At 39.0% G+C, this 23784-nt stretch carries 22 protein-coding genes; 8 read left to right on the top strand and 14 right to left on the bottom strand.

Annotation, left to right across the window (positions count from 1 at the left end; genetic code table 11):
- Positions 1–42 precede the first annotated feature (42 nt).
- The 5 genes from MR041_RS12595 to MR041_RS12575 form a co-directional block, all read right to left on the bottom strand.
- The gene (locus MR041_RS12595) at positions 43–1047 is read right to left on the bottom strand and encodes a vWA domain-containing protein (RefSeq protein WP_242094455.1); all 1005 of its coding nucleotides are present in this window, start codon (positions 1045–1047) and stop codon (positions 43–45) included.
- Positions 1047–2708: a BatD family protein gene (locus MR041_RS12590; protein WP_242094453.1), complete on the bottom strand. Its 1662-nt coding sequence runs from the start codon at positions 2706–2708 to the stop codon at positions 1047–1049. Before MR041_RS12590 ends, MR041_RS12595 begins: the two co-directional genes overlap by 1 nt.
- A 9-nt stretch (positions 2709–2717) precedes the next feature.
- Positions 2718–3584, bottom strand: a complete 867-nt coding sequence (locus MR041_RS12585) for a DUF58 domain-containing protein (RefSeq protein ID WP_242094451.1) — start codon at positions 3582–3584, stop codon at positions 2718–2720.
- Between the two features lie 75 nt (positions 3585–3659).
- Positions 3660–4661, bottom strand: a complete 1002-nt coding sequence (locus MR041_RS12580) for an AAA family ATPase (RefSeq protein ID WP_394800489.1) — start codon at positions 4659–4661, stop codon at positions 3660–3662.
- A 184-nt stretch (positions 4662–4845) separates the two neighbouring features.
- On the bottom strand, positions 4846–5934 hold the full coding sequence (locus tag MR041_RS12575; RefSeq protein ID WP_242094448.1) for a DUF4382 domain-containing protein: 1089 nt from the start codon (positions 5932–5934) through the stop codon (positions 4846–4848).
- A 243-nt stretch (positions 5935–6177) separates the two neighbouring features.
- On the opposite strand from MR041_RS12575, the gene MR041_RS12570 reads away from it, so the two are divergent.
- Positions 6178–7311 carry an ATP-binding protein gene (locus MR041_RS12570; RefSeq protein WP_242094446.1) on the top strand — a complete coding sequence of 378 codons (1134 nt, stop codon included), beginning with the start codon at positions 6178–6180 and terminating at the stop codon, positions 7309–7311.
- 131 nt (positions 7312–7442) lie between these two features.
- Here the strand turns inward: MR041_RS12570 and amaB are convergent, their stop codons facing one another.
- Positions 7443–8996 carry an L-piperidine-6-carboxylate dehydrogenase gene (gene amaB, locus MR041_RS12565; protein ID WP_242094577.1) on the bottom strand — a complete coding sequence of 518 codons (1554 nt, stop codon included), beginning with the start codon at positions 8994–8996 and terminating at the stop codon, positions 7443–7445.
- 124 nt (positions 8997–9120) lie between these two features.
- On the opposite strand from amaB, the gene MR041_RS12560 reads away from it, so the two are divergent.
- Complete coding sequence (locus MR041_RS12560) at positions 9121–10200, top strand: isoaspartyl peptidase/L-asparaginase family protein (RefSeq protein ID WP_242094444.1); 1080 nt, start codon at positions 9121–9123, stop codon at positions 10198–10200.
- A 61-nt stretch (positions 10201–10261) separates the two neighbouring features.
- Here MR041_RS12560 and MR041_RS12555 read toward each other — a convergent pair whose 3' ends face one another.
- Positions 10262–12094 carry a T9SS type B sorting domain-containing protein gene (locus MR041_RS12555; RefSeq protein WP_242094442.1) on the bottom strand — a complete coding sequence of 611 codons (1833 nt, stop codon included), beginning with the start codon at positions 12092–12094 and terminating at the stop codon, positions 10262–10264.
- Positions 12095–12196: 102 nt separating this feature from the next.
- Between MR041_RS12555 and MR041_RS12550 the strand changes: the two genes are divergently transcribed.
- Positions 12197–12514 (top strand): antibiotic biosynthesis monooxygenase family protein, encoded by a 318-nt coding sequence (locus MR041_RS12550; RefSeq protein ID WP_242094440.1) that lies wholly within the window; start codon positions 12197–12199, stop codon positions 12512–12514.
- Positions 12515–12536: 22 nt separating this feature from the next.
- Here the strand turns inward: MR041_RS12550 and MR041_RS12545 are convergent, their stop codons facing one another.
- Both MR041_RS12545 and MR041_RS12540 read right to left on the bottom strand, forming a co-directional pair.
- Positions 12537–13094, bottom strand: a complete 558-nt coding sequence (locus tag MR041_RS12545; RefSeq protein WP_242094438.1) for a YciI family protein — start codon at positions 13092–13094, stop codon at positions 12537–12539.
- Entirely contained in the window at positions 13085–13558 is a 474-nt protein-coding gene (locus MR041_RS12540; protein WP_242094436.1) for a CYTH domain-containing protein, read from the bottom strand. Before MR041_RS12540 ends, MR041_RS12545 begins: the two co-directional genes overlap by 10 nt.
- Before the next feature lie 60 nt (positions 13559–13618).
- Between MR041_RS12540 and dinB the strand changes: the two genes are divergently transcribed.
- Entirely contained in the window at positions 13619–14716 is a 1098-nt protein-coding gene (gene dinB / locus MR041_RS12535) for a DNA polymerase IV (protein ID WP_242094434.1), read from the top strand.
- Positions 14717–14765: 49 nt separating this feature from the next.
- Here dinB and pyk read toward each other — a convergent pair whose 3' ends face one another.
- The 5 genes from pyk to MR041_RS12510 all read right to left on the bottom strand — a co-directional run bounded on the left by pyk (position 14766) and on the right by MR041_RS12510 (position 19147).
- Entirely contained in the window at positions 14766–16208 is a 1443-nt protein-coding gene (gene pyk / locus MR041_RS12530; protein ID WP_242094431.1) for a pyruvate kinase, read from the bottom strand.
- Complete coding sequence (locus tag MR041_RS12525) at positions 16208–16693, bottom strand: IPExxxVDY family protein (RefSeq protein WP_242094429.1); 486 nt, start codon at positions 16691–16693, stop codon at positions 16208–16210. The genes pyk and MR041_RS12525 overlap by 1 nt, the downstream gene beginning before the upstream one ends.
- Positions 16694–16813: 120 nt before the next feature.
- The gene (gene rnc / locus MR041_RS12520; RefSeq protein WP_242094427.1) at positions 16814–17554 is read right to left on the bottom strand and encodes a ribonuclease III; all 741 of its coding nucleotides are present in this window, start codon (positions 17552–17554) and stop codon (positions 16814–16816) included.
- A 96-nt stretch (positions 17555–17650) separates the two neighbouring features.
- Complete coding sequence (fabF, locus tag MR041_RS12515) at positions 17651–18901, bottom strand: beta-ketoacyl-ACP synthase II (protein WP_242094425.1); 1251 nt, start codon at positions 18899–18901, stop codon at positions 17651–17653.
- Between the two features lie 12 nt (positions 18902–18913).
- Positions 18914–19147 (bottom strand): acyl carrier protein, encoded by a 234-nt coding sequence (locus MR041_RS12510; protein WP_008269813.1) that lies wholly within the window; start codon positions 19145–19147, stop codon positions 18914–18916.
- Between the two features lie 185 nt (positions 19148–19332).
- On the opposite strand from MR041_RS12510, the gene purN reads away from it, so the two are divergent.
- The 4 genes from purN (at position 19333) to MR041_RS12490 (ending at position 23645) form a co-directional block, all read left to right on the top strand.
- Positions 19333–19923, top strand: a complete 591-nt coding sequence (gene purN, locus MR041_RS12505; RefSeq protein WP_242094423.1) for a phosphoribosylglycinamide formyltransferase — start codon at positions 19333–19335, stop codon at positions 19921–19923.
- 48 nt (positions 19924–19971) lie between these two features.
- The gene (locus MR041_RS12500) at positions 19972–20613 is read left to right on the top strand and encodes a ribonuclease H1 domain-containing protein (protein ID WP_242094421.1); all 642 of its coding nucleotides are present in this window, start codon (positions 19972–19974) and stop codon (positions 20611–20613) included.
- Positions 20614–20739: 126 nt separating this feature from the next.
- Complete coding sequence (locus MR041_RS12495; RefSeq protein WP_242094419.1) at positions 20740–21666, top strand: PfkB family carbohydrate kinase; 927 nt, start codon at positions 20740–20742, stop codon at positions 21664–21666.
- Between the two features lie 80 nt (positions 21667–21746).
- Positions 21747–23645 carry an amidophosphoribosyltransferase gene (locus MR041_RS12490; protein ID WP_242094417.1) on the top strand — a complete coding sequence of 633 codons (1899 nt, stop codon included), beginning with the start codon at positions 21747–21749 and terminating at the stop codon, positions 23643–23645.
- Positions 23646–23784: the final 139 nt, after the last annotated feature.

Genomic DNA, 23784 nt, shown 5'->3' with positions numbered 1-23784 from the left:
ATAATTCCAACATTTATCCCTATTTCCTCAACTATATTCTCACTAAACGAAGGTTCTGAACACCGTATAGCGCAGTACCAATTCCATGAATAACAATAATCCTGCGATAAGCACCAGTGGTCTGAACTTTTCTTCGTAATTGTAAAACTTGAATTCCTCTATCTCTGTTTTTTCAAGTTTATTAATCTCATCATAAATCGCTTCTAATTTCCTGTTGTTTGTCGCCCGAAAATACCTTCCGCCCGTAACCGATGCTATTTCTTTTAGCAGGTCCTCATCTATCTCGACCTGAATTCTTCTGTATTGAAAGTCGCCGTTGGGAAGTCGTGCCACAGGCGAAAGTGCCATTCCATTGGTTCCAAGCCCGATAGTATAGGTCTTAATTCCGTATTCAACCGCCAGCTCACTTGCTATTCTCGGATCTATGAAACCCGAGTTATTCACACCATCGGTAAGTAAAATGATAACTTTGCTTTTTGCTTTACTGTCCTTGAGCCTGTTAACTGCAGTGGCCAAGCCCATGCCAATAGCGGTCCCATCTTCTATAACATTATTGTATTTAATACTACTCAAAGACCTAAGTACAATGGCCTTATCACTTGTAATCGGTGTTTTTGTGTAACTCTCGCCGGCATATTCGACCAAACCGATTCTGTCATTTGGCCTGTTCTTAATAAAGTTGGCCGCAACTTTTTTTAAGGCCTCCAATCGGTTTGGCGATAAATCTTTAGCTAACATACTTCCCGATACATCAATAGCCATAACGATATCTATTCCGCGTGTTGTTTTTGTCTTGGTTGAAACATCAACCGTTTGAGGTCTTGCCAATGCCGTGATTAAAAGAACCAAAGCCAAAAGCCTTAACATAAATAACCCGTGCTTCATTTTTGGTAACCATGAGTTGGTTACCTTAAACCCTTTTAGGCTTGATATTTTAAGCTCAGAGGTCTGTTTATGACGTTTTATGATATACCATAGAATAACGATTGGCAGCACGAGCAACAACCAAAAGAACTCCTTATTAACAAACTCAATATGCTCTAACATTATTCAGACGCGGGTTTTAGTTCAACTGAATTCAAAATCCGATCGATTATCTTTTCGGCGTAAGTATCGTTTGTCGGATAGGACAACATCATTTGCTGCAATACGTTTTCGGATGTAAAATGCAGCATGATGTAATTTACTTCAACAGAGCGGCCTGTGTTGGAAACATCAAATCTCAGTGTTCCATAGGTTTTAACCCCCTCCGCTCCATTTGGAGTGGTAAACTTCTCATTTAGTGTCACAATATCCTTAGCACCTTGATCCTCGAGGCCGTTTAAACTTTCCTCAATTATTTTTTCAATGTTGATGCCTCCTTCCGGAACCTGATTAAAGAAGGTGGTATTCACGGTAATACTGAAGTCATCCTTTAAGGCCCCATAACTAAAAGAGGTCATATTCAATGATGCATTGTTGTCCTCCGGGACCGGCAGCTCCATCCGTTTTAAGACCTTGGGAGTTGAAATGGTCACAGGAGGAAATCCGTATTGACTGCTCACCCAGTTCCCTTCCAACAATTCCTTACTGTCATGACCCATGAGGGTATCCACCACATAATTGAATCCATATTTTATCGAAAAACCTGCAAAAGTCATTATCAATAGTAAAACACTAATTACCGTCGTAGTTATTATTTTGCGTCGTTTTTTCTTTTTTGCCAGTGCTTCCCGATATTTTTCATCCATCAACTTTTCTTCCTCAGTGGGTTCCGGCAATACTTCCCGAACATGATCTATTTCAGCGTCAATGGTTTTACGATCCAATTCGGCCAAAGCTGTATCTGGAGCAGATCTCGCAAACTTCACTAAATCAGCTCGCTTTAAAATGTTCTCAATATTTTTAATGGTCTCCTGACTTAATTCTATCTGGTTGCCCTCTTTAAGTAAGTTTAACCTTGCTATCAATTCATCCGTTGTGCTTTCCAAAGAATGATCATATACCTTTTCATCGAGATATTTTCGAATAATCAGGGTTAATTCAGAATAATAAGCCTTAAGCTCAGACTGTTCCAGGTAATGGCTTTCATCCAGTTGCTTTAAGGCTAATTTGGCCCTGTCGTAGGGTGGAAGTAGCGCGATTTTCTCTTCTTCCGTTAATGGCTTCTGTCTCCAAATAAACCAATACATTAAAAATCCAACCAATCCAATTATAAAGAGCGTCAGCAGCAGGTATTTCCACCAATCACCTGACTTTTTCTGAACCTCAACAATAGGTTTAATATCATAAAGCCCCTGTTTCGTGGTGTCGACAGCCACATTTTTAACTTCAACCCTGACGGAATCCGTTAAAAACGTTTGATCCCCGATTAATACTTTTTGTCTTGGAATCGTATATACGCCCGAATCGAATTGCGTTAAGCCATAAGTTTTAATGAGCTGATATCGGTCTTCACTTTTAGTCGTGTCAATATCAAGAGAAGCAATCATTTCAAGGGGCGAAAACGTTTGTCCCTCTGAAAAAACAACAAGATTGGTCGTATCGGTCTCAACCTGTATTTTATAAGTGATTTGTTCTCCTATTTTTATCAGAGTGGTATCTACGGAAGAAGTAACCTGAGAAAATGAAAAAAAAGAGCACAACAACAGGCCTATGGAAAAAGACCGCTTTAGGCGGAGACCCAGATCTGAAATGTTTACACTTATCATTTTAAAATCGTACCTCATAAGTCTTTCTTATCCTCTTTGCTTAAAATAGCCCAACAGTTTTTTCACGTAGCTTTCATCTACCCTGCAATCAATTGTCCCTGCTCCCGAACGTGAAAAACAGTCCTTAAAATAACTGACTTTTTCCCTATGAAACTTTTCGTAATTACGTCTAACTTTTTTCGAAGCTGTATTTACCAGCATAAGTTCACCTGTCTCTTCATCCTCCATTTGAACGACCCCCAAATTTGGCACCGATTCTTCTCTTCTATCATAGACGCGAATTCCAGTTACATCATGTTTGCCAGATACAATTTTCATAGTGTGCTCATAGTCATCAACAATAAAATCGGACAATATAAAAACGATAGCCTTTTTCTTCATGACATTGCTCAGAAACTTAAGCGCTTCGGCCAAATTGGTCTTTTTGCTATCAGGCTGAAATTCTATCAGTTCACGAATGATTCGTAAAACATGTGATCGGCCTTTCTTAGGAGGAATATATAGTTCCACATGGTCAGAAAACAGGATAAGACCAATTTTATCGTTGTTCTGAGTAGCCGAAAAAGCCAGGGTTGCTGCAATTTCAGTTACCACCTCATTCTTAAACTGCTCCGTCGTTCCAAATAACTCCGAACCCGATACATCAACCATGAGCATCATAGTAAGTTCGCGTTCTTCCTCAAATACTTTTACAAAAGGTTCATTATAACGTGCGGTAACATTCCAATCTATATTTCTTACATCATCACCATAGTAATATTGTCTTACTTCACTAAAGGTCATACCCCGACCCTTAAAGGTAGAGTGGTACTCACCTCCAAAGATGTGATCGGACAAGCGTCTTGTCTTAATCTCAATTTTTCGTACTTTCTTTAGTAATTCCTTAGTGTCCATTATAATTGTTCAAGGTTTAAGGTTTAAGGTTCAGGGTTTATTAACTCTGAACTTGAATCTTGGAACCTGAAACTATTAAGGTACCTCTATTTCGTTTACGATTTTATTAATGATGTCTTCTGAAGTTACATTTTCAGCTTCTGCTTCGTAAGTAATCCCAATTCTGTGTCGTAACACATCGTGGACCACAGCCCGAACATCTTCTGGTATAACATAACCCCGACGTTTAATAAAGGCATAACATTTAGCAGCAGTAGCCAAATTAATACTTCCCCGCGGTGATGCTCCAAATGAAATTAGCGGTTTTAAATCGGCAAGTTTATATTTCTCCGGATATCTGGTGGCGAATATAATATCCAGAATGTATTTTTCAATTTTTTCATCCATGTAGACCTCTCTGACCACATTTTGAGCATTCAAAATCTGTTTTAGGGATACCACCGGGTTTACTTTATCCCAGGCGCCCTTCAGATTGGCCCTGATTATGAGTTGTTCTTCGTCTAATTTAGGATAATCGATGACCGTTTTCAACATAAAACGATCTACCTGGGCTTCTGGTAACGGATAGGTTCCCTCCTGCTCAACAGGGTTTTGAGTGGCCATTACTAAAAAGGGTTTATCCAAAACAAATGTTTCATCACCAATGGTGACTTGCTTCTCCTGCATGGCTTCCAATAAGGCCGATTGTACCTTCGCGGGTGCCCTGTTTATCTCATCTGCCAAAACAAAATTCGCAAAAATGGGTCCTTTTTTTATGGAGAAATCATTAGCCTTGATGTTGTAAATCAGTGTACCAGTCACATCGGCAGGGAGTAAATCCGGAGTAAACTGTATCCTGCTAAAACTACCATCAACGGCCTGAGCCAAAGTATTTATGGCCAAAGTCTTTGCCAAACCAGGGACCCCTTCCAACAAGATATGTCCCTGTCCCAATAAACCAATTAGCAGACGTTCTACCATATGCTTCTGACCCACTATAACCTTGTTCATTTCTAAGGTGAGTAAATCCACGAAAGCACTTTCCTTTTCAATTTTCTCGTTAATCGCCTTAATATCAATTGTACCTGTATCTTCCATCATTTTTAAATTTTAAAAGCCCGAATATAGTATGCTTATTTGAGCATTGCAAATTGTTAAAATATTTAATTAATTGCTGTTAACAATTGGTTAAAAGTTTATTACAAATTTTATCTCCCTATTTTAGAAAAAAAAAGAGCAATACGCTTTGTATTGCTCTTTAATAGTTTTGTTTATTGGACTCTTAAGATTCTGCGACCAGTTCGGCATCGACAACTTCATCTTCATCAGGGTCCAAGGTGATATCAAACTCCTGAGTCACATAGCCTTCAGCTGAAATGGTTACCTTATAATTTCCAGGGGAAATGTTTTCAATAAGATAGTTACCATCGGTGTCTGCCTCTACACTGGTTCCATCTGCATCATCTAACGCAATGGTTATGGTAATGCCTTCCGCTACTCCTGAAACCGTACCACTAATCGTTCCCGGCTTCAGCATTAACACTATAGGATCTGCAATTGTTGTAATCTCTCCATTCACAACAACCACATTTGAAGCCATACCATCAGCGTAATCGGAGTTGGTCGACGCAACCATAACCTCATAGGTTCCCGCCGGGACACCCCATAAAGCAAAGGCCCCGTTCTCATCAGTTATGGCCGAAATCTCAAATTCATCTGCAGTTCCTTCAAAGGCGATAACATGCACATTTGCAGGCAGCGCTTCCATTGGTTCAACAACGCCTTCGATAATGCCCGAACTCGCTTCCGCACTCGCATATAAGACAGGTTTTAAGATAATATTTCCAGAGTTTCCAGCATGAACAATTGATTTTTCAACATCAAAATCTAAAATATAATCATAGGTAAACCCTTCTTCAATTAGTGCATTTATTTTAACCTTCAAACCCGATTGCTGTCCACTGGGTGTCTTTAAATCGTATTCTACGTCCTCATCATTTTCATTTTTCATCACAATAGTGTTACCATCACCTAAAACAAGTCTCATTTGACTTAATGTTCCTGGTGGAATTGGAAATCTATCAACAAGCACTTTACTAATACCTCCGGTAAAATCCAGGAGATTTACAATTTCATTATTCGCTTCGAGTGACATCCAGCCCTCCTCATCATCGCTGTCGTCATCCATCTTAATTTTTACATCCACAATTTCAACATTCACCGCTTCATAATCGCCGGGAGCATCAACTAACCTCACCGTTATTGTCGGTGCCGCCTTATTGGCTCCATCCGAATTGGAATCGTTACAAGAAAATAAAAAAGGTAAAAGAAATAAAGGAAGAACAAATTTAAAGATCTTTAAATTTTTCATAGAATTACTATTTTTTTAGATTATAGGGTTATTTACGTATATAAAAGTGAATTTGGACTATTCCATTTCATTTTATAACAATATTACAATAATAACAGTCCCTAACAAATATTAGTATACGAAAGACCAAGAAATATCGATAACGGTTGGAAACATCTGTAAACAGCACGATTTTTTCGCTGAAAAATTAGTAAGCGAGTAACATAAAAATTAACTTTATAGCTTAAAGCCCTCTTTATTTTTATGATTAACAAACGCTTACTTATTAAACATCTCTTAGCCCACAATGATGAAAACAGTTTTTATGATAAAAAGCGTAAGATCGATATTAGTTATAAAGAAGGGAAAGCCAAATTTTTAAAACATATCTGCGCACTTTCCAATAGTAATCCGAACAACAATTCCTATATTGTTATAGGTGTGGAAGATGAGGATAACAGGATCGTTGGTGTCGATTTTTTTGATGACAGCAAAATTCAGAACCTAATAAACGCCTATTTAAATAATCCTCCTATCGTTCAATATGAAAATATTCCCTTTCCACATTTATCAGATAACCGGGTAGTTGGACTGGTTACCATTAGACCCAACAATAAAATTACTTCCCTCAGAAAGAACATTTGGAAATATTATGGTGGCTCTGTATTCTTTAGGGAAGGCAGTATGAGCATGCCCAAAGTCTTCGATATCGAAATAAAAGATATCAATTCTAAGATTGTTTTCGCAATAGAAAAACATGCTCAGAACAACATCGAGCACACCTTGGATGGTGTCATTGATTTCATGAACAAGCGTGTAGATTACGAGCCAAAGTACAAGGTGTTTAAGGAATATTTTGTAGTCTGTTGGGCAGGTCAAAAAAAGATTGTGAAGAATGAAACATTCTATTCGAGAGTAGACATCGAACTCATAAATGAACAGGTTAAACTATTCTTTTCCATTTTGGATGAAGTTTCGATAATGCTCGATGATAACACGTTTAAAATAATAGAATATGTAAATCTTGGACTCCAAAATACAAATAAGTATTACAAACTAGAGGAGACCATAATACGTTTTGAGGATCATGCCAACTACACCATAGATACCCAATTATTGTTTGAGCCTCCACAGTTTGACAAAAAAATGCTCTTCCATATCTACAATAGCAACAACAGCATATTGGAAAAACTTAAAAAAGGCATGACCTTAACAAAGTATGAAGAAAATGATTTAAAAAACCTACCGGTCACCTATTTGATCTGTCATTTCAATGCCTTTCCAGAAGCCGTTAACAAGCTTCACGAATCAAAACCTTTTTTAAAGTCGCACAGTCCGGAGTATTACAATCTTTATAAAGAATCGCAGCGCATTTTAAGAAAAGTGCAATACAGTTAAATTAACTAATTGTTTGCATTAAATTAACATTTGTTAATTTATTTTTCCTAGATTTGCTTTGCTATTAATCTTTTATGATATAAGCCCCGTCTCTTGCGATGACCTCGTATTTGAAGCGGGGCTTTTAATTTTTACAAATCGAACTTAATCCCCTGAGCCAAGGGCAATTCAGTGGTATAATTAATAGTATTTGTTTGTCGACGCATATAGATTTTCCAGGCATCTGACCCTGATTCGCGACCTCCACCTGTTTCTTTCTCACCTCCAAAAGCACCACCAATTTCCGCACCTGAAGTCCCGATATTGACATTCGCGATACCGCAATCCGATCCCTCAACAGATAAAAAGCGTTCAGCCTCTCGTAAATTATTCGTCATAATTGCAGATGACAATCCCTGGACCACGTTATTTTGAATTGCTATGGCGCTCTCAACAGAACCGGAATATTTTAACAAATACAAAATGGGTGCAAAGGTTTCATGCTGAACGATTTCAAAATCAGGTTGGGCCTCAACAATAGTCGGTTTAACATAACAGCCACTTTCATAGCCTTCCCCTACAAGGACGCCTCCATTTACAATAACCTGACCCCCTTCATCCTTGACTTTCGACAGGGCTTTTTTATACATGTCTACCGCATCAACATCAATTAAAGGTCCGACATGGTTAGTCTCATCCAAGGGGTTTCCAATGCGCAATTGTTTATACGCATCTACCAGGGCCTTTTTAACTTTTTCGTAAACAGCCTCATGAATTATCAGACGTCTTGTACTTGTACAACGCTGACCTGCGGTTCCTACCGCTCCAAAAACAGCACCAATGACCGTCATTTTGATATCGGCATCGGGAGTTACAATTATGGCATTATTCCCTCCCAATTCCAACAAAGTTTTACCTAATCGACCCGCAACTTCCTGAGCTACAATTTTACCCATTCTGGTAGAGCCGGTAGCTGAAATTAATGGAATTCTGGTGTCTCTGGTCATGAACTCACCAACTCTGTAATCGCCATTGATTAAACATGAAATTCCTTCTGGGAGGTTGTTCTCAGCGAGCACCTCAGCTATGATATTCTGACAGGCAATACCGCACAAAGGTGTTTTTTCACTGGGCTTCCAAATGCAAACATCGCCACAAACCCATGCCAAGGCTGTATTCCAGGACCAAACAGCCACAGGAAAATTGAATGCCGAAATTACACCTACTACCCCCAAAGGGTGATATTGCTCATACATACGATGTCCCGGACGTTCACTGTGCATTGTTAACCCATGAAGCTGTCTTGAAAGTCCAACGGCAAAATCGCATATATCAATCATCTCCTGAACCTCACCCAAGCCTTCCTGATAGCTCTTCCCCATTTCATAGGACACCAATTTACCTAAGGCCTCTTTATTTTTTCGTAGCCTATCACCAAATTGCCGGACGATATCCCCTCGTCGCGGTGCCGGCATAACCCGCCAAAGTTTAAATGCCTCCGTTGCAGCGGTCATTACCCTTTCATAATCGGTTTTTGTAGTTGTTTTCACTTTACCAATCAATTGACCGTCAACAGGGGAATAGCTTTCTAAAATTTCTCCAGTGGAAAAAGCATTGGAGCCCGTGGAGGAACCCTCATTTAAAATACCAACGCCGAGTTGTTCTAAAGCTTCTTTTATTCCGAAATCCGCAGCAATAGCCTCCATTTTCATCTTTAATTTAATTTTTAATAATTAATGCACGAATATAGTGATAAATTAACATTTTTGTTTCCGAATCGAGTTTTAAAAAATACCTTAACTTTAAAAGGGATTTTTAAATTTATACATAATGAAAAAAGTCTATTTCCTACTCGTCCTTTTATCCATTGCTTTGGGCTGCAAGAAAAACGACCCTGCTTCTTCGACAAAGGAGATTACCAAGACCAATGAAAATTACCATCCTAATGAGGATTCATCGAGATTTTCCATCGTCATTCACGGTGGTGCAGGTACGATATTGAAAGCCCATATGACGCCGGAATTGGAAGCTGCATATCGTCAAAAGTTAGAAGAAGCTATAAGAACCGGCCACTCCATTTTAAAAGGTGGTGGCAGCAGTTTGGATGCCGTACAAAAAGCAATTAATATACTCGAAGACGCTCCCTTGTTTAATGCCGGTAAAGGTGCTGTTTTTACCAGTGAAGGCACAAACGAACACGATGCCTCAATTATGGACGGCAGAACCTTAAATGCAGGGGCCTCTGCCGGCACAAGCTCAGTAAAGAACCCCATAAATTTAGCCCGTGCCATTATGGAAGCATCGCCTCATGTCATGCTCTCCGGAAAAGGAGCAGAGCAATTTGCAAAAGAACAGGGGTTGGAACTAGTTGATCCCGGTTATTTTTATACTGAAAACCGTTTTAAATCCCTCCAAAAAATAAAAGAGAACGAACAATCGGAATTAGATCAAAACAAGAAAATATCGCAGAATGACCGCTATTCTCATGATTCAAAATTTGGTACGGTAGGCTGTGTCGCCCTGGACAGACATGGTAATTTAGCTTCAGGCACCTCAACAGGGGGTATGACCAACAAGCGATGGGGTCGCATCGGAGATTCGCCTATCATAGGTGCCGGAACCTATTCCAATAATAATACCTGTGCCGTGTCCTCTACCGGTTGGGGAGAATTCTTTATCAGAGGAGTGGTAGCATATGATATTTCGGCTTTAATAGAATATAAAGGACTCACTTTAGCAGAAGCGGCCAGAGAAGTTGTTCAAAATAAATTAAATGCTATGGGAGGTTCAGGAGGCATAATAGCCATTGACAGACAAGGCCATATGGTCATGGAGTTTAACACCCCGGGTATGTTTCGGGCAAGTATGAACGATAAGGAGGAACTTTACATCGGAATTTATGAGGAATGAGCCTTTGTACATTTTTATTATTCCAAAGACCTAAGTTTGTATTTAAAGGATGACTGGCCGCTCATCGTTTAAGCGTAAAATGCCCCGTAAATGTTTGTCCATCTATAATAATGACATACCAATAATCGTCCGTAGGTAAGCCTTCCCCCACATATGTGCCATCCCATTCGAAAGGAGAATTGACGGTGTTTTTTAAGAGCTTTCCGTAACGATTAAAGATGGAAACACTTGAAGTACCATAATACTCTATCCCCGCAAGCTTAAAGGTATCATTCACACCGTCATTATTAGGGGTGAAAAACTTCGGAATATAAAAATGCAAATAGGCCGTGGTAATCACTTCAGCACAATTCCGTTCTTTAACATATATGGTATACAGCCCCCCTTCAATATTAAAAAACGTATTTTCAGATTGATAGTTAATTCCATCTATGGCATAGAGAAAGTCTCCTGTATTAATTGTCGTAACAACAATATCATTTCCATTTGAACGTACACTATCAATAATGGGGTTGTCAATCTGTCTTAGCTCTATGGTTTTGGTAACTTCACAGGTAACATTGCTAACATCCACAGTATATAATCCCGGTTCCTGGACTGTTATTTCCTCCGAAGTTTCTCCAGTATTCCATACATAGGTTGCTGTGGTAATATTTGTATTCGCATGAATGGTTATGCTCGTGTTTTCACAAAATTCTAAAATTTCATCGGTGACCTGGGGTACCTCAAGGTACGCAATTTGTAACGCAGTTCGTGTATTGGACAAACACCGACCTAAACGACTTTCAGCCTCTGCATAGTAGGTTCCGGAAATACCATTAGGATAAAAGGTTGTGCTATCTGATTGAAGCAAATTACCCCCAAGGGGAGCATCATACCAATGGACTGTGATATCGGATGGTACTGATACTGAAAGTGGTGTTGTATCGTTTGCACATATTACCAAATCGCCATTACTTAACGGTGGATCTAGCGGAGGAACGACATTCATTATATACATTTCAGAAGACGAATTACATAACGGATTTGTTAAGTTTACAGGGTCCTCAGAAACCAATACCCTGTAAAATGTGTTCGAATCAAGTGGTGGTGTTATATAGTTTTGATTCGTTGCGCCCGCTAAATCAGCCCATATTATCCCATCACTGCTGGATTGCCATTGATAAAAATGAGTGGAGAAAATAGAGAAATCGGGGACTGCGACTAATTCGGTAGAGAAAGGGAGATCGACTTCACAAATATTAACACTGGTGTTTTTATTCACATCCTCAATAATTACGGTATCACCACAAGACTTAAAAACGATATCGTCAAGGGCCAAATCATTGCCGCAACCTCCCGAACCATTATTAAGCATCTTTAAAATTACCGAAGTCTGGGCAGGCAATGTCTGAAAAACCAAACCGTATTGCCGCCATTCAGGGCTCACTGTTCCATTAATACTTCCGGTATCACCTCTGGCTAACAAATTGGTATCTGTACTATCCCAAATCTCAAACCTGACATTAATCGGAATTCCCGATCCTCCGCATCCTATACTGGGCAGTAAATTAATCATCCATGAAGAAAACTCGTAACTGGTGTTTTCACACAATCCATTTATCGTGGTCCTGTAAAATTCCCCTGCTACGAAATCGGCATTAATAATGAGCATTCTTCCATCCGTGTCATTCGGGGTATGATCGGGAATATCGAACCAATCGAAATAGGCCGAATTACTTGATACAGTATAAAATCCGTCGCCAGGAGTTGCTGTTACAAAAGTATAGGATGTCGTTCCGGCCGGTAATGCAACATTGGTTGTTCCTGTACCAAAAGTTTCGGTAAATATAGGATCTCCCGAGTTTCCAGTACAAAAACCCAATTGAGCCTGCACCTCCATCAGCGTAACCAAAAATATAAAGGTAATACGTATTGAATTCTTGATAATTTTTAGATTAAATTACACCCTATTTGAAGCGCTATATTAGTAAAAAAGATTTTATAAACCTGAAAAATGAAACGAACACCCTATTATGCCGTTATATTCACTTCCATCCAAAGACAAGCGATACAGGGTTATTCCGAAATGTCCATTAAAATGAACACGCTAGCCGAGCAGATGCCAGGGTATTTGGGCATGGATAACGCGAGGAGCGCAGTTGGAATTACGGTGAGCTATTGGGAATCTTTAGAGGCCATAAAACATTGGAAACAGCAAGCGGATCATCGGCTAGCCCAAAAAAGGGGACGTGAAGATTGGTACAGTTGGTACAATGTGAAAATTTGTAAAGTTGAACATGAGTATGAATTCAACAGCACAAAACGAACATAAGCCGCAGATCTCCTGAAGCAGGCTACCGAAGTGAGAATCCTTTTGCCGCCCACCAGGGATGCACTTCAATAGCCAAGCGCCCTGCCTTAACCATTGGATCTGCCTTGGCTAAACTATCGGCCATTTTTAAGGTAGGGACATTATAGATAGTAATGCCGCGAATAGCGCCATCATCAACAAAAGGTCCTGAAATATCGGCATAGCCTAACTCGTACATTTTACTTAAATGGGCCAAATGGGCCTTTTGCAAATCTTCCGTCTCTTCCTCGTTCTGACCACGTATAGGCCCCTTTTTCAAGAAGGCAATAAAATATTGTTGCATCAAAATGGTATCCTGAGTTTTTTCATCAAAATAAGTAAAGGTTTTAAAGCCCTTAGCCGTTAGATCCTCCTCAAGTTGTTTAGTAGTTTTTTTAACCGGAATATCTATGGTATCTAATATGGTGTCTTTTACCGTTTCAATCGTTTCCTCTGGAGTTTCTATTGATGTATTCGCTTTATCCCTACATGACGATATTAGGAAGGTTAATACGACGCAAACACAGATGTTTTTGATATATCTTAAGATTTTTATCGCCATTGCTTAAACGGTTTTATACTCAATTGAGAGTTATAGTACTTCAAATTACCGGTAACTTCCTCTCCCAGCCATTCTGGTTTCATAACTACTTCAGATTCTTGTTTCAATTCGACTTCAGCAATCACAAGTCCTTCATTCTCTGAGAGAAATTCATCTATTTCAAATATATGGCTTCCAACCTGAACTTCATAACGTATTTTATCAATAATCGTCGGTTCACATAAATCGAGTAAGGACTCCGCTTCATGCTTTGAAATTTCCTTCTCCCATTCAAAGCGGGATAACCCATCATCTGAGGATATGCCTTTTACAGTGATAAAACCGTTCTCTTCCTTTATTCTTACCCTTACGGTGCGATCTTTATGTGTACACAAAAAGCCCTGTATAATGTGTGCTTTTTTAAAAGCCTCCTTTTTATACGCGTCTGATGTGACTAAAAATTTCCGTTCTATTTCAATTACCATAATCAAAGATTGAAAAATTGAACGACTTAGAGAAACTTTATATTGTAAATTTGATCGTGTATGACATATCCTTTTCCCATACGTAAAATTATACATGTCGATATGGATGCCTTTTATGCCTCAGTCGAACAAATGGATCGTCCCGAGCTTAGGGGAAAACCCATTGCCGTAGGTGGTGGAGGAAAACGCGGTGTTGTAAGTGCCGCCAGTTATGAAGCACGGGCCTTTGGTGTTAAAAGTGCCATGACGGGTACCCTTGCCTCAAAGCTATGTCCGGAAATACGATTTGTTAGACCCAATTTTGAGCGTTATAAGGAGGTTTCAAAACACATACACCAAATTTTTTATGATTATACCAATTTGGTGGAACCCCTATCACTTGATGAGGCCTATCTCGATGTCACCGAAAATAAAACGGGAAACCCGAGTGCATCATTAATTGCTCAAGAAATCAGGGTTCGTATACATCAAGAAATAGGATTAACCGCCTCCGCAGGTATCTCAATTAATAAATTTATTGCTAAAATAGCGAGCGACTACAATAAACCAAATGGGCAAAAGACGGTCAATCCAGAGGAAGTCATCTCCTTTTTGGAGCAATTAGATATCAGAAAATTTTATGGTGTAGGTAAGGTTACTGCTGAAAGAATGTACCAACTTGGCATTTTTACCGGAATGGATTTAAAACAGAAGTCACTTGATTATTTGGACACACATTTTGGGAAAGCCGGTCGGTACTACTACGAGGTGGTTCGCGGCATTCATAAAAGTGAGGTGAAACCCAATCGTACTAGAAAAAGTTTGGCGGCAGAGCGAACTTTTAGTAAAAACCTGTCCAGTGAAGTATTTTTAGTTGATAAGCTAAACCATATTGCTGATGAAGTGTCACGTCGTTTACTCAAAGGTAAAGTCTCTGGAAAAACCATTACTCTTAAAATAAAGTATAGCGATTTCACCTTACAGACGCGCAGTAAAACCTTGCCTTATTTTGTAAAGGATAAGAACACTATTCTAGAACTTTCTAAAGCTTTATTATATCAGGAAAAATTGAGCAATTCCGTACGATTGTTAGGGGTTTCAATATCCAATCTTAAGTTAGAATCCGATAAAAAAGACGAGAAACAACGTGTTAGCGTACAATTAAAATTTGATTTTTAACACCAATTGACCACTGGAATGTCAACTCTCTGCGCGTATTAAAAGGGTATTAAAAATTACATGATTTAATCTCTGTAACACGCAATGTATTTACCATGCCTTTATCTTGAATAGGCATAGCCGCAAGACTAATCAACATATCTCCAACCCCCAAATAGCCTTTTTTACAGGCAATAGCATTAACATCTTCTATGGTCTCATCGGTACTGACAAACTTATCGTAGTAAAACGCGCGTACCCCCCAAAGCAAACTCAATCGGGTGAGGATGTTCTTATTGGAGGTAAATACCAATATATGACAAGAGGGGCGCCATGCCGAAATTTGAAAAGCAGTATACCCACTATTTGTAAGTGTTGAAATTGCCTTGGCGTCAATTTCGTTGGCCATAGTTGCCGCATGATAACAAATGGACTTCGTAATATAGCGATTGGTCCTGATATGAGGTGGTAACTGTGGGACCTGAATTAACTCAGAATCCTCGACACTCTTTAAAATATTGGACATTTGTTTGATCACCTGAATGGGATATTTCCCCACTGATGTTTCTCCCGAAAGCATAACGGCATCAGCGCCATCCATCACAGAGTTTGCAACGTCATTTACCTCGGCTCTCGTCGGTGTTAAACTGGAAATCATGGTTTCCATCATTTGCGTCGCAATAATGACAGGAATTCTCGCTTTCTTGGCACGAAGCACCAATTGTTTTTGAATTAACGGCACCTCCTGAGCAGGAATTTCCACACCTAAATCCCCACGAGCCACCATGATTCCGTCACAATGAGCTACAATCTTATCGATATTTTCAATAGCTTCAGGCTTTTCAATTTTAGCTATAATTGGAATTTTATGATCGCCATGTTCGCTAATCAAATCCCGCAATTCCATTAAATCTTCTGCATGACGAACAAAGGATAAAGCAATCCAATCGACATCCTGACTGATGGCAAAAATGGCATCTTCAACATCCTTTTCAGTAAGGGCGGGTTGTGAAATATTGGTGTTTGGTAAATTGACTCCCTTTTTAGATTTCAGTGGTCCTCCTTGAATAACCTTTGCCTTAACTTCATTTTCATTATTCGTGGCTACCACTTCAAAAATTAATTTCCCGTCATCCAATAGAATGCGCTCACCCGGCTTGGCATCCTGAGGAAACCGATCATAGGTCATATACACGCGATCTTTGGTGCCTTCAAATGCTTTACCGGTTGCAAATATGATCTCATCGCCCGGATTTACAACAACTTCTTCTTTCATAACACCCACTCGAAGTTTAGGCCCTTGTAAATCACCAAGAATAGCGGCATTGTATCCATACTCCTCATTTAACTCCCGAATAAGTCCTATTCTCGCTTTGACATCTTCATAATTAGCATGAGAAAAATTTATTCTAAATACATCGACGCCCTCATCCAGCATTCCCTTTAAAACGTCCTTTGTACTCGTGGCCGGTCCTAATGTTGCTACTATTTTCGTCTTTTTTCTTGTTGGCATTAGCTAAAAATTAAATTGTTTTTAGATTTTAATTGATTTGCATCAATACAATATGCTGTTACAATTTGTGGAATCCTCAGAATCCTGTTAACAAAATATTTTTCTCGGGAATCCGTATATTCATTTTCGATTTTCAAAAAATAATTAACTTGTTTGTATTCCGGGATCAAATTATAGGTTTTGATGACGGGATCCTGAATTTCAAATAAGGAACCATAATTACGTTTTAGATCAACCTCCCGTTTACAAATATTCGAAACTAAGTTCCACGTTGTTAAATGTTTGTTATCCTTCCATTCAAAGACGGAATATGAGGACATGCTATTGTTAAAATCTAAATCTAACGGTTTTCTCAATAGATTAATTCCCAGATACCTATTGAGCAGATATGCTATACGGTAATCTTCAAGCGTGCAATGTAATCCAATTAAGGTATACGATGTTTCCTCGAATAAATTATCCAGTACAAGCTTGTGAACAGCCATAACTCAAATTAATTGGCTGTAAATATAGTATATAATGCGCGTATTCTCATTTTGTTTACTTTATTGTTCACAATTAAGCAAACTAAAACGTTATAGTTCTCGGTAAAATTACTAAAAATGCTAAATCATTTTCGAAATGCTCTTTTGAAATGCGAAAAAAGCACGTTTTGAAGCTTTTTCTTCGGCCTTTTTCTTAGAGGTTGCCCTGGCTTTAGCCACTACTTTATTATCTATTGACAGTTTCACAGAAAAATGTCTCACATCATCATTACCAGTATCTTCATAAACATGGTATCCAAATGTTTTCTTTTCCTTTTGGCACCATTCGATCAATAAACTTTTGTAGCTTATCACCTTACCCTCTAACTTTTCAATATCCACATAAGGGATGATAATGCGCTGGTAAATAAATTTTTCACAGTACTTATAGCCTCTATCCAGAAATATGGCTCCAACAAGAGCTTCAAATAAATTGCCATGAATGTTATCCCCAAACTGACCTGCCGGAATTTTACTCTCTACCAAGTTAATGAGATTTAACTCTTTCCCCAATTCATTTAAATGTTCCCTGCTCACCACCTTAGAGCGCATCTTTGTCAGATAACCTTCATCTCCACTGGGGACTTCAGTATACAGATGCAATGCAATTACTGCACCTAACATGGCATCTCCCAAAAACTCCAATCGCTCATAATTAATAGCATTGCCTTTCTTATCCTTCAGGTTCATTGAACGATGCGTAAAGGCTATAACATAGTGTTTGAGATGTTTCGGTTTAAACCCAAGAATTTTCGTTAATTCAACAAAAAAATTCCCGTTACCTTTATAACGGGAATTCAGTATGTTACGAATGATACTCATCTGATAATTGCAATTCTACTTTAATGTCAGATGTAAATAACCATGTTTCATTTATTGAGGATCTAATGTGAAGATATGGTCTGATTCATTCGGGATTTAATCTATTTTCTTGAACACTACGCAAGCGTTGTGTCCGCCAAATCCAAAGGTATTACTCATAGCTACTCTAACATCTCTTTTTTGAGCCTCGTTTAATGTTAAATTTAATTCAGGATCAATCTGCTCATCAACCGTACTGTGATTTATAGTTGGTGGTACGATACCATGTTCAATCGCCAGGATACTGGCAATGGCCTCTATGGCACCGGCGGCACCCAGGAGGTGTCCGGTCATTGATTTGGTTGAATTAATATTTATGTTTTTGGCATGGTCTCCAAAGACACTCGAAATGGCTTTTAATTCAGCTACATCACCAAGGGGTGTAGATGTTCCATGCGTATTGATATGGTCTACATCCTCAGGATTCAATCCTGCATTTTCCAGACAGTTCTTCATAACAGCAATAACACCTATTCCGTCCGGATGCGGTGCCGTCATATGATAGGCATCAGATGACAAACCACCTCCTGCAATTTCGGCATAAATTTTAGCGCCTCTTGCTTTGGCATGTTCGTATTCTTCTAATACCAGTGCTCCAGCACCTTCACCAAGCACGAAACCATCCCTGGTCGCATCAAACGGACGCGAGGCGGTTTCAGGACTTTCATTACGTGTTGAAAGTGCATGCATCGCATTAAAACCTCCCATACCGGCAATGGTAACAGCAGCTTCACTGCCTCCGGTTACGACCACGTCGCAATGACCAAGGCGAATCGAGTTTAGGGCGTCGAAAATCGCGTTGGCTGATGACGCACAGGCCGAAACTGTGGTATAGTTAGGCCCCATAAACCCATGTTTAATAGAGATATTTGCAGGTGCAATGTCTGCAATCATTTTAGGAATAAAAAATGGGTTGAATCTTGGTGAACCATCCCCTTCAGCAAAATTTAAAACTTCCTGTTGAAAGGTTTCCAGTCCACCGATTCCGGCACCCCAAATAACACCAACACGCAATTTGTTGAGACTATCGATATTTAAATTGGCATCTGCAATCGCTTCATCTGAAGCAACCATGGCATACTGCGCAAATTTATCCATTCTCCTCGCCTCTCTACGATCTATAAAATCGGTTGCGTTAAAGTTCTTAACCTCACATGCAAATTTGGTTTTAAACTTTTCGGTATCATAATATGTTATAGGCGCAGCACCGCTTTTTCCACTAATTAAGCCTTCCCAATACTCATCTTTGGTATTGCCAATAGGTGTTAAAGCCCCTAATCCTGTGACTACAACTCGCTTTAATTCCATAAAGTAATGTGCTTATTTTGCTTCTTCTATATAAGAGATAGCTTGACCAACTGTGGCAATATTTTCAGCTTGGTCGTCAGGTATTTGAATATCGAATTCTTTTTCGAATTCCATAATTAATTCCACGGTATCCAATGAGTCTGCTCCTAAATCGTTTGTGAAGCTAGCTTCAGTTACTACTTCGTTCTCATCAACACCTAATTTGTCAACGATAATCGCTTTTACTCTTGATGCAATGTCTGACATAATCTTTAAATTTTAAGTTTTAATTAGTTGGCAAAAATAAAGGATTTTATTTTTAAAACACATCTTTAGTATAAAAATGTGTCTGTAATTTACTAAAATTACCTTTAAGTATTTATATTTTCACTTCTATTTCTTAATAATTATTCTTTTTTTTGCTCGAGGAATAGCAACACCTTTAATTTTCTATGAAACGTATTGTAATCTTTGCTTCCGGCAGTGGTACAAATGCTGAAAATTTGATCACATATTTTGGAAATGATCAGAACATAAAGGTTGTTCAGGTTTTAAGTAATAATGCACACGCCCAAGTATTGGAACGGGCAAAAAGACGAAACATTAGTGCCTTGTCATTTAATCGCATTGCCTTCACTAAAACAAATGATGTCCTCAATATTTTAAAGGCTAATCATCCTGATTTAATTGTACTAGCCGGTTTTTTATGGAAGATGCCCATCTCCATACTTGAAGCGTTTCCAAATAAAATTATAAATATTCACCCTGCTTTGTTACCAAAATATGGTGGGAAAGGCATGTATGGCATGCACGTACATGAAGCTGTGGTTGCCAATCATGAAAGCGAATCAGGAATTACAATTCATTACGTCAACGAAAACTACGATGAAGGGGCGATTATTTTTCAGGCGAAATGTGAGGTCCTGGCCGGCGATACTGCCAATGATGTGGCTGCCAAAATCCATAAGTTGGAGATGGAACATTTCCCAAAGGTTGTCGAGAGACTATTGCGTAACGAAGATTTTGAAATCCCTTTTGAATAATCTTTTAATCCGTTTGAAGGCATAATTGTCGTTTTCAACACAGCTCATATGGCTAAAAAAAAACAGAAATACTACACCGTTTGGAAAGGTCACAAAACAGGGGTATTTGAAACCTGGGATGATTGTAAAGCGCAAATAAAGGACTATCAAGGGGCCATTTACAAATCGTTTAACTCCTTCGAAGCTGCCAAGAGAGCATTGAATGAAGACTACAACAATTATATTGGGAAACCATCGCCTTTTAAAAGTGAATTGTCTCAGGCAGAATTAGACAGAATCGGAAAACCAAACCCAAATGCCATTGCTGTAGATGCAGCCTCAAGCGGCAATCCGGGTATAATGGAATACCGTGGTGTCGATTTAAAAACCAAAAAGCAACTGTTCTATCAGGGGCCCTTCGCTGATGGAACAAACAATATAGGCGAGTTCCTGGCCATTGTCCATGCCCTGGCTTTAATAAAGAAAAAGAACAGTGGTCATATTATTTACTCTGATTCAAAAACAGCCATGAGTTGGGTAAAAAAGAAAATATGCAACACGAAATTAGAACGCAGCACAGATAACAAACCGCTTTTTGAATTAATTGAAAGGGCTATAAACTGGTTAAAACAAAACACATACACAACCAAAGTTGTAAAGTGGGAAACTAAAGCCTGGGGTGAAATCCCAGCCGATTTTGGAAGGAAATAATTCGAATCTTCGATTCGGTATAAATAGTCTTTTACAGCCATTTATGGACTGGGATTTCTTCTGTGAAAAACTAAATGTTGTTTAAAAAAATAATGTACTTTTGCACAAAATTAGCGCTCCTCCTCTATGGGTAAATTAGTTATAGTTGGCACTTTGGCATTTGATGCTATAGAGACGCCCTTTGGTAAAACCGATAGCATTCTTGGTGGAGCTGCTACGTTCATTGGCCTTGCTGCTTCTCATTTTAATATTGATGCCGCTGCGGTCTCTGTTGTCGGGGGCGACTTCCCGCAGGAATACATGGATCTGTTATCCAGTAAAAATATTGACCTGTCGGGAGTTGAAATCATTAAAGAAGGAAAAACATTTTTTTGGAAGGGCCGATATCATAACGATATGAATACCAGAGATACGCTGGTAACCGAACTCAATACCCTTGCAGATTTTAACCCAACAGTCCCTTCAGAATACAAAAATGCCGAATTTGTAATGCTCGGTAATTTACATCCCTTAATACAGTCCAGTGTTCTGGATCAGATGTCTGAAACACCAAAATTAGTGATTTTGGATACGATGAATTTTTGGATTGACAATACCTATGATGATCTATTAACTGTGATTAAAAGGGTTGATGTCCTGACTATAAATGATGAAGAGGCACGACAACTTACCGGAGAGTATTCCCTGGTTGTCGCTGCAAGAAAAATTCATGACATGGGTCCGGAGTATGTCGTCATTAAAAAGGGGGAGCATGGTGCGCTGTTGTTTCACAATAAACATGTGTTTTATGCCCCGGCCCTGCCATTGGAAGAGATATTCGATCCCACGGGAGCGGGTGATACTTTTGCAGGGGGCTTTGCTGGCTACATAGCTAAAACGGGTGACATTTCTTTTGATAATATTAAAAATGCGATTATTTATGGGTCGGCTCTGGCTTCGTTTTGCGTAGAGCGGTTTGGCACCGAGCGCATGATACATTTAGAGAGGAGTGAAGTGCATGATCGTGTGATGCAGTTTAAGCAGTTAACACAATTTAATATTGAATTGACATAAGTGGGACGCGCTCTGTAAAGAAGCGCGTTTTTTAATTTCTATATGCGTTTTGCAATAGAAGAATTAATTGATAATCAAAAATGAGTGATGTTTTAAAACACGAATGTGGAATAGCCGTCATAAGGCTTTTAAAACCTCTGGAATATTACAAAGAAAAATATGGTACTGCTTTTTATGGTGTGAACAAGATGTATCTCATGATGGAGAAGCAGCATAACAGAGGGCAAGATGGTGCAGGATTTGCCAGTATTAAATTAAATGTCGAACCTGGAAACCGCTATATAAGCCGCATTCGTTCCGTACAGCAGCAACCCATTCAGGATATATTTGCACAAATTAATGAACGCGCTAACATAGAGTTCAAAGCCCACCCGGAATATGTCGATAATGTGGCTTTACAAAAAAAGCACATTCCATACATTGGAGAGCTCTTACTGGGCCATGTCCGTTATGGTACATTTGGTAAAAACAGTGTGGAGAGTGTACATCCGTTTTTAAGACAAAACAATTGGATGCATCGGAATTTAATTATGGCCGGAAACTTTAATATGACCAATGTTAAAGAACTCTTTGGGAACCTGATCGAATTAGGACAGCATCCCAAGGAATATACGGACACCATTACCATTATGGAAAAAATAGGTCATTTCCTGGATGATGCCGTAAGTAAGATTTATAGAGACCTGAAGAAGGAAGGGTACAATAAAAGAGAGGCATCGCCGCTCATCGCCGAAAGATTAAAGGTGTCTAAAATCTTGAAGAAGGCTGCCAAAAATTGGGATGGTGGATATGCCATGGCAGGACTTATAGGTCATGGTGATTCCTTTGTTTTAAGAGATCCTGCGGGTATCAGGCCTACCTATTACTATAAGGATGATGAGGTCGTGGTCATTGCTTCCGAACGGCCTGTAATACAAACGGTTTTTAATGTCAACTTTGAGGCTATTCAGGAATTGGAACCCGGGCATGCCATAATCACCAAAAAATCCGGTAAGGTATCCATAAAAAAGATTTTAGAACCTTTAGAAAGAAAGTCCTGTTCTTTCGAACGGATTTACTTTTCGCGAGGGAGTGATGCTGAAATTTATCAAGAACGGAAAAAACTTGGAGAATTACTCATGCCTAAAGTGCTGCAGGCCATAAATAATGACACAAAAAATACGGTGTTTTCATACATCCCCAATACGGCTGAAACCTCTTTCTTCGGAATGATTGAACGCGCAGAATTTCTGCTTAACAAAAAGAAAACAAAAGCCATTCTGAGTGGACAACGTTCGATATCTGCACAGAAGGTAACCGAAATCCTTTCAGAACGTACGCGTGTAGAAAAAATTGCAATAAAGGATGTTAAGCTCAGAACTTTCATTACAGAAGACAGCAGTCGGGATGATTTGGTTGAGCATGTGTACGACGTGACTTATGGTGTTATTAAGCCAACCGACAATCTGGTTATTATCGACGACAGTATTGTTAGGGGCACGACACTAAAAAAGAGTATTTTAAAAATGTTGGATCGACTGCATCCGAAAAAAATCATCGTGGTGTCATCTGCTCCTCAAATTCGTTATCCGGATTGTTACGGTATTGATATGGCCAATTTAGAGAGCCTGGTCGCCTTTAGGGCCGCCCTCGCTCTCCTTAAAGAAAAGAATAGCTATCATATAGTGGAAGAGGTATATAAAAAATGTATTGAACAAACCGACCTGGAAGATCGCTACGTCCAGAATTTTGTCAAGGAAGTATACGCGCCTTTTTCAGATGAAGAAATATCGGATAAAATTGCACAATTACTAAGCCCTGAAAGTATTAAGGCGGATGTTAAAATCATATTTCAGAGCGTCGAAAATTTGAATCTCGCCTGTCCAAAGAATTTAGGGGATTGGTACTTCACTGGGAACTACCCGACGGTTGGCGGAAATAGAGTTGTGAATCGCGCCTTTATTAATTTTTATGAAGGCAATAATGAACGTGCCTATTAAGTTTTCCATTTTTTTAATTTTGACGTTTAATCTATAAAATTAGCTTTTAATCTAAAAAATATGCCGTTCGTCTAGAAAATACTTGAAATATGTGAATTAGATTTACTTTGGTACCACCATAACATAAGTAGGTTAAGTT

This window comes from Aestuariivivens sediminicola (genome assembly GCF_022662015.1).
GTDB classification, from domain to species: domain Bacteria; phylum Bacteroidota; class Bacteroidia; order Flavobacteriales; family Flavobacteriaceae; genus Aestuariivivens; species Aestuariivivens sediminicola.
Note: the sequence above shows the minus strand (reverse complement) of the source record. Positions and strands in the feature narration are given on the sequence as shown.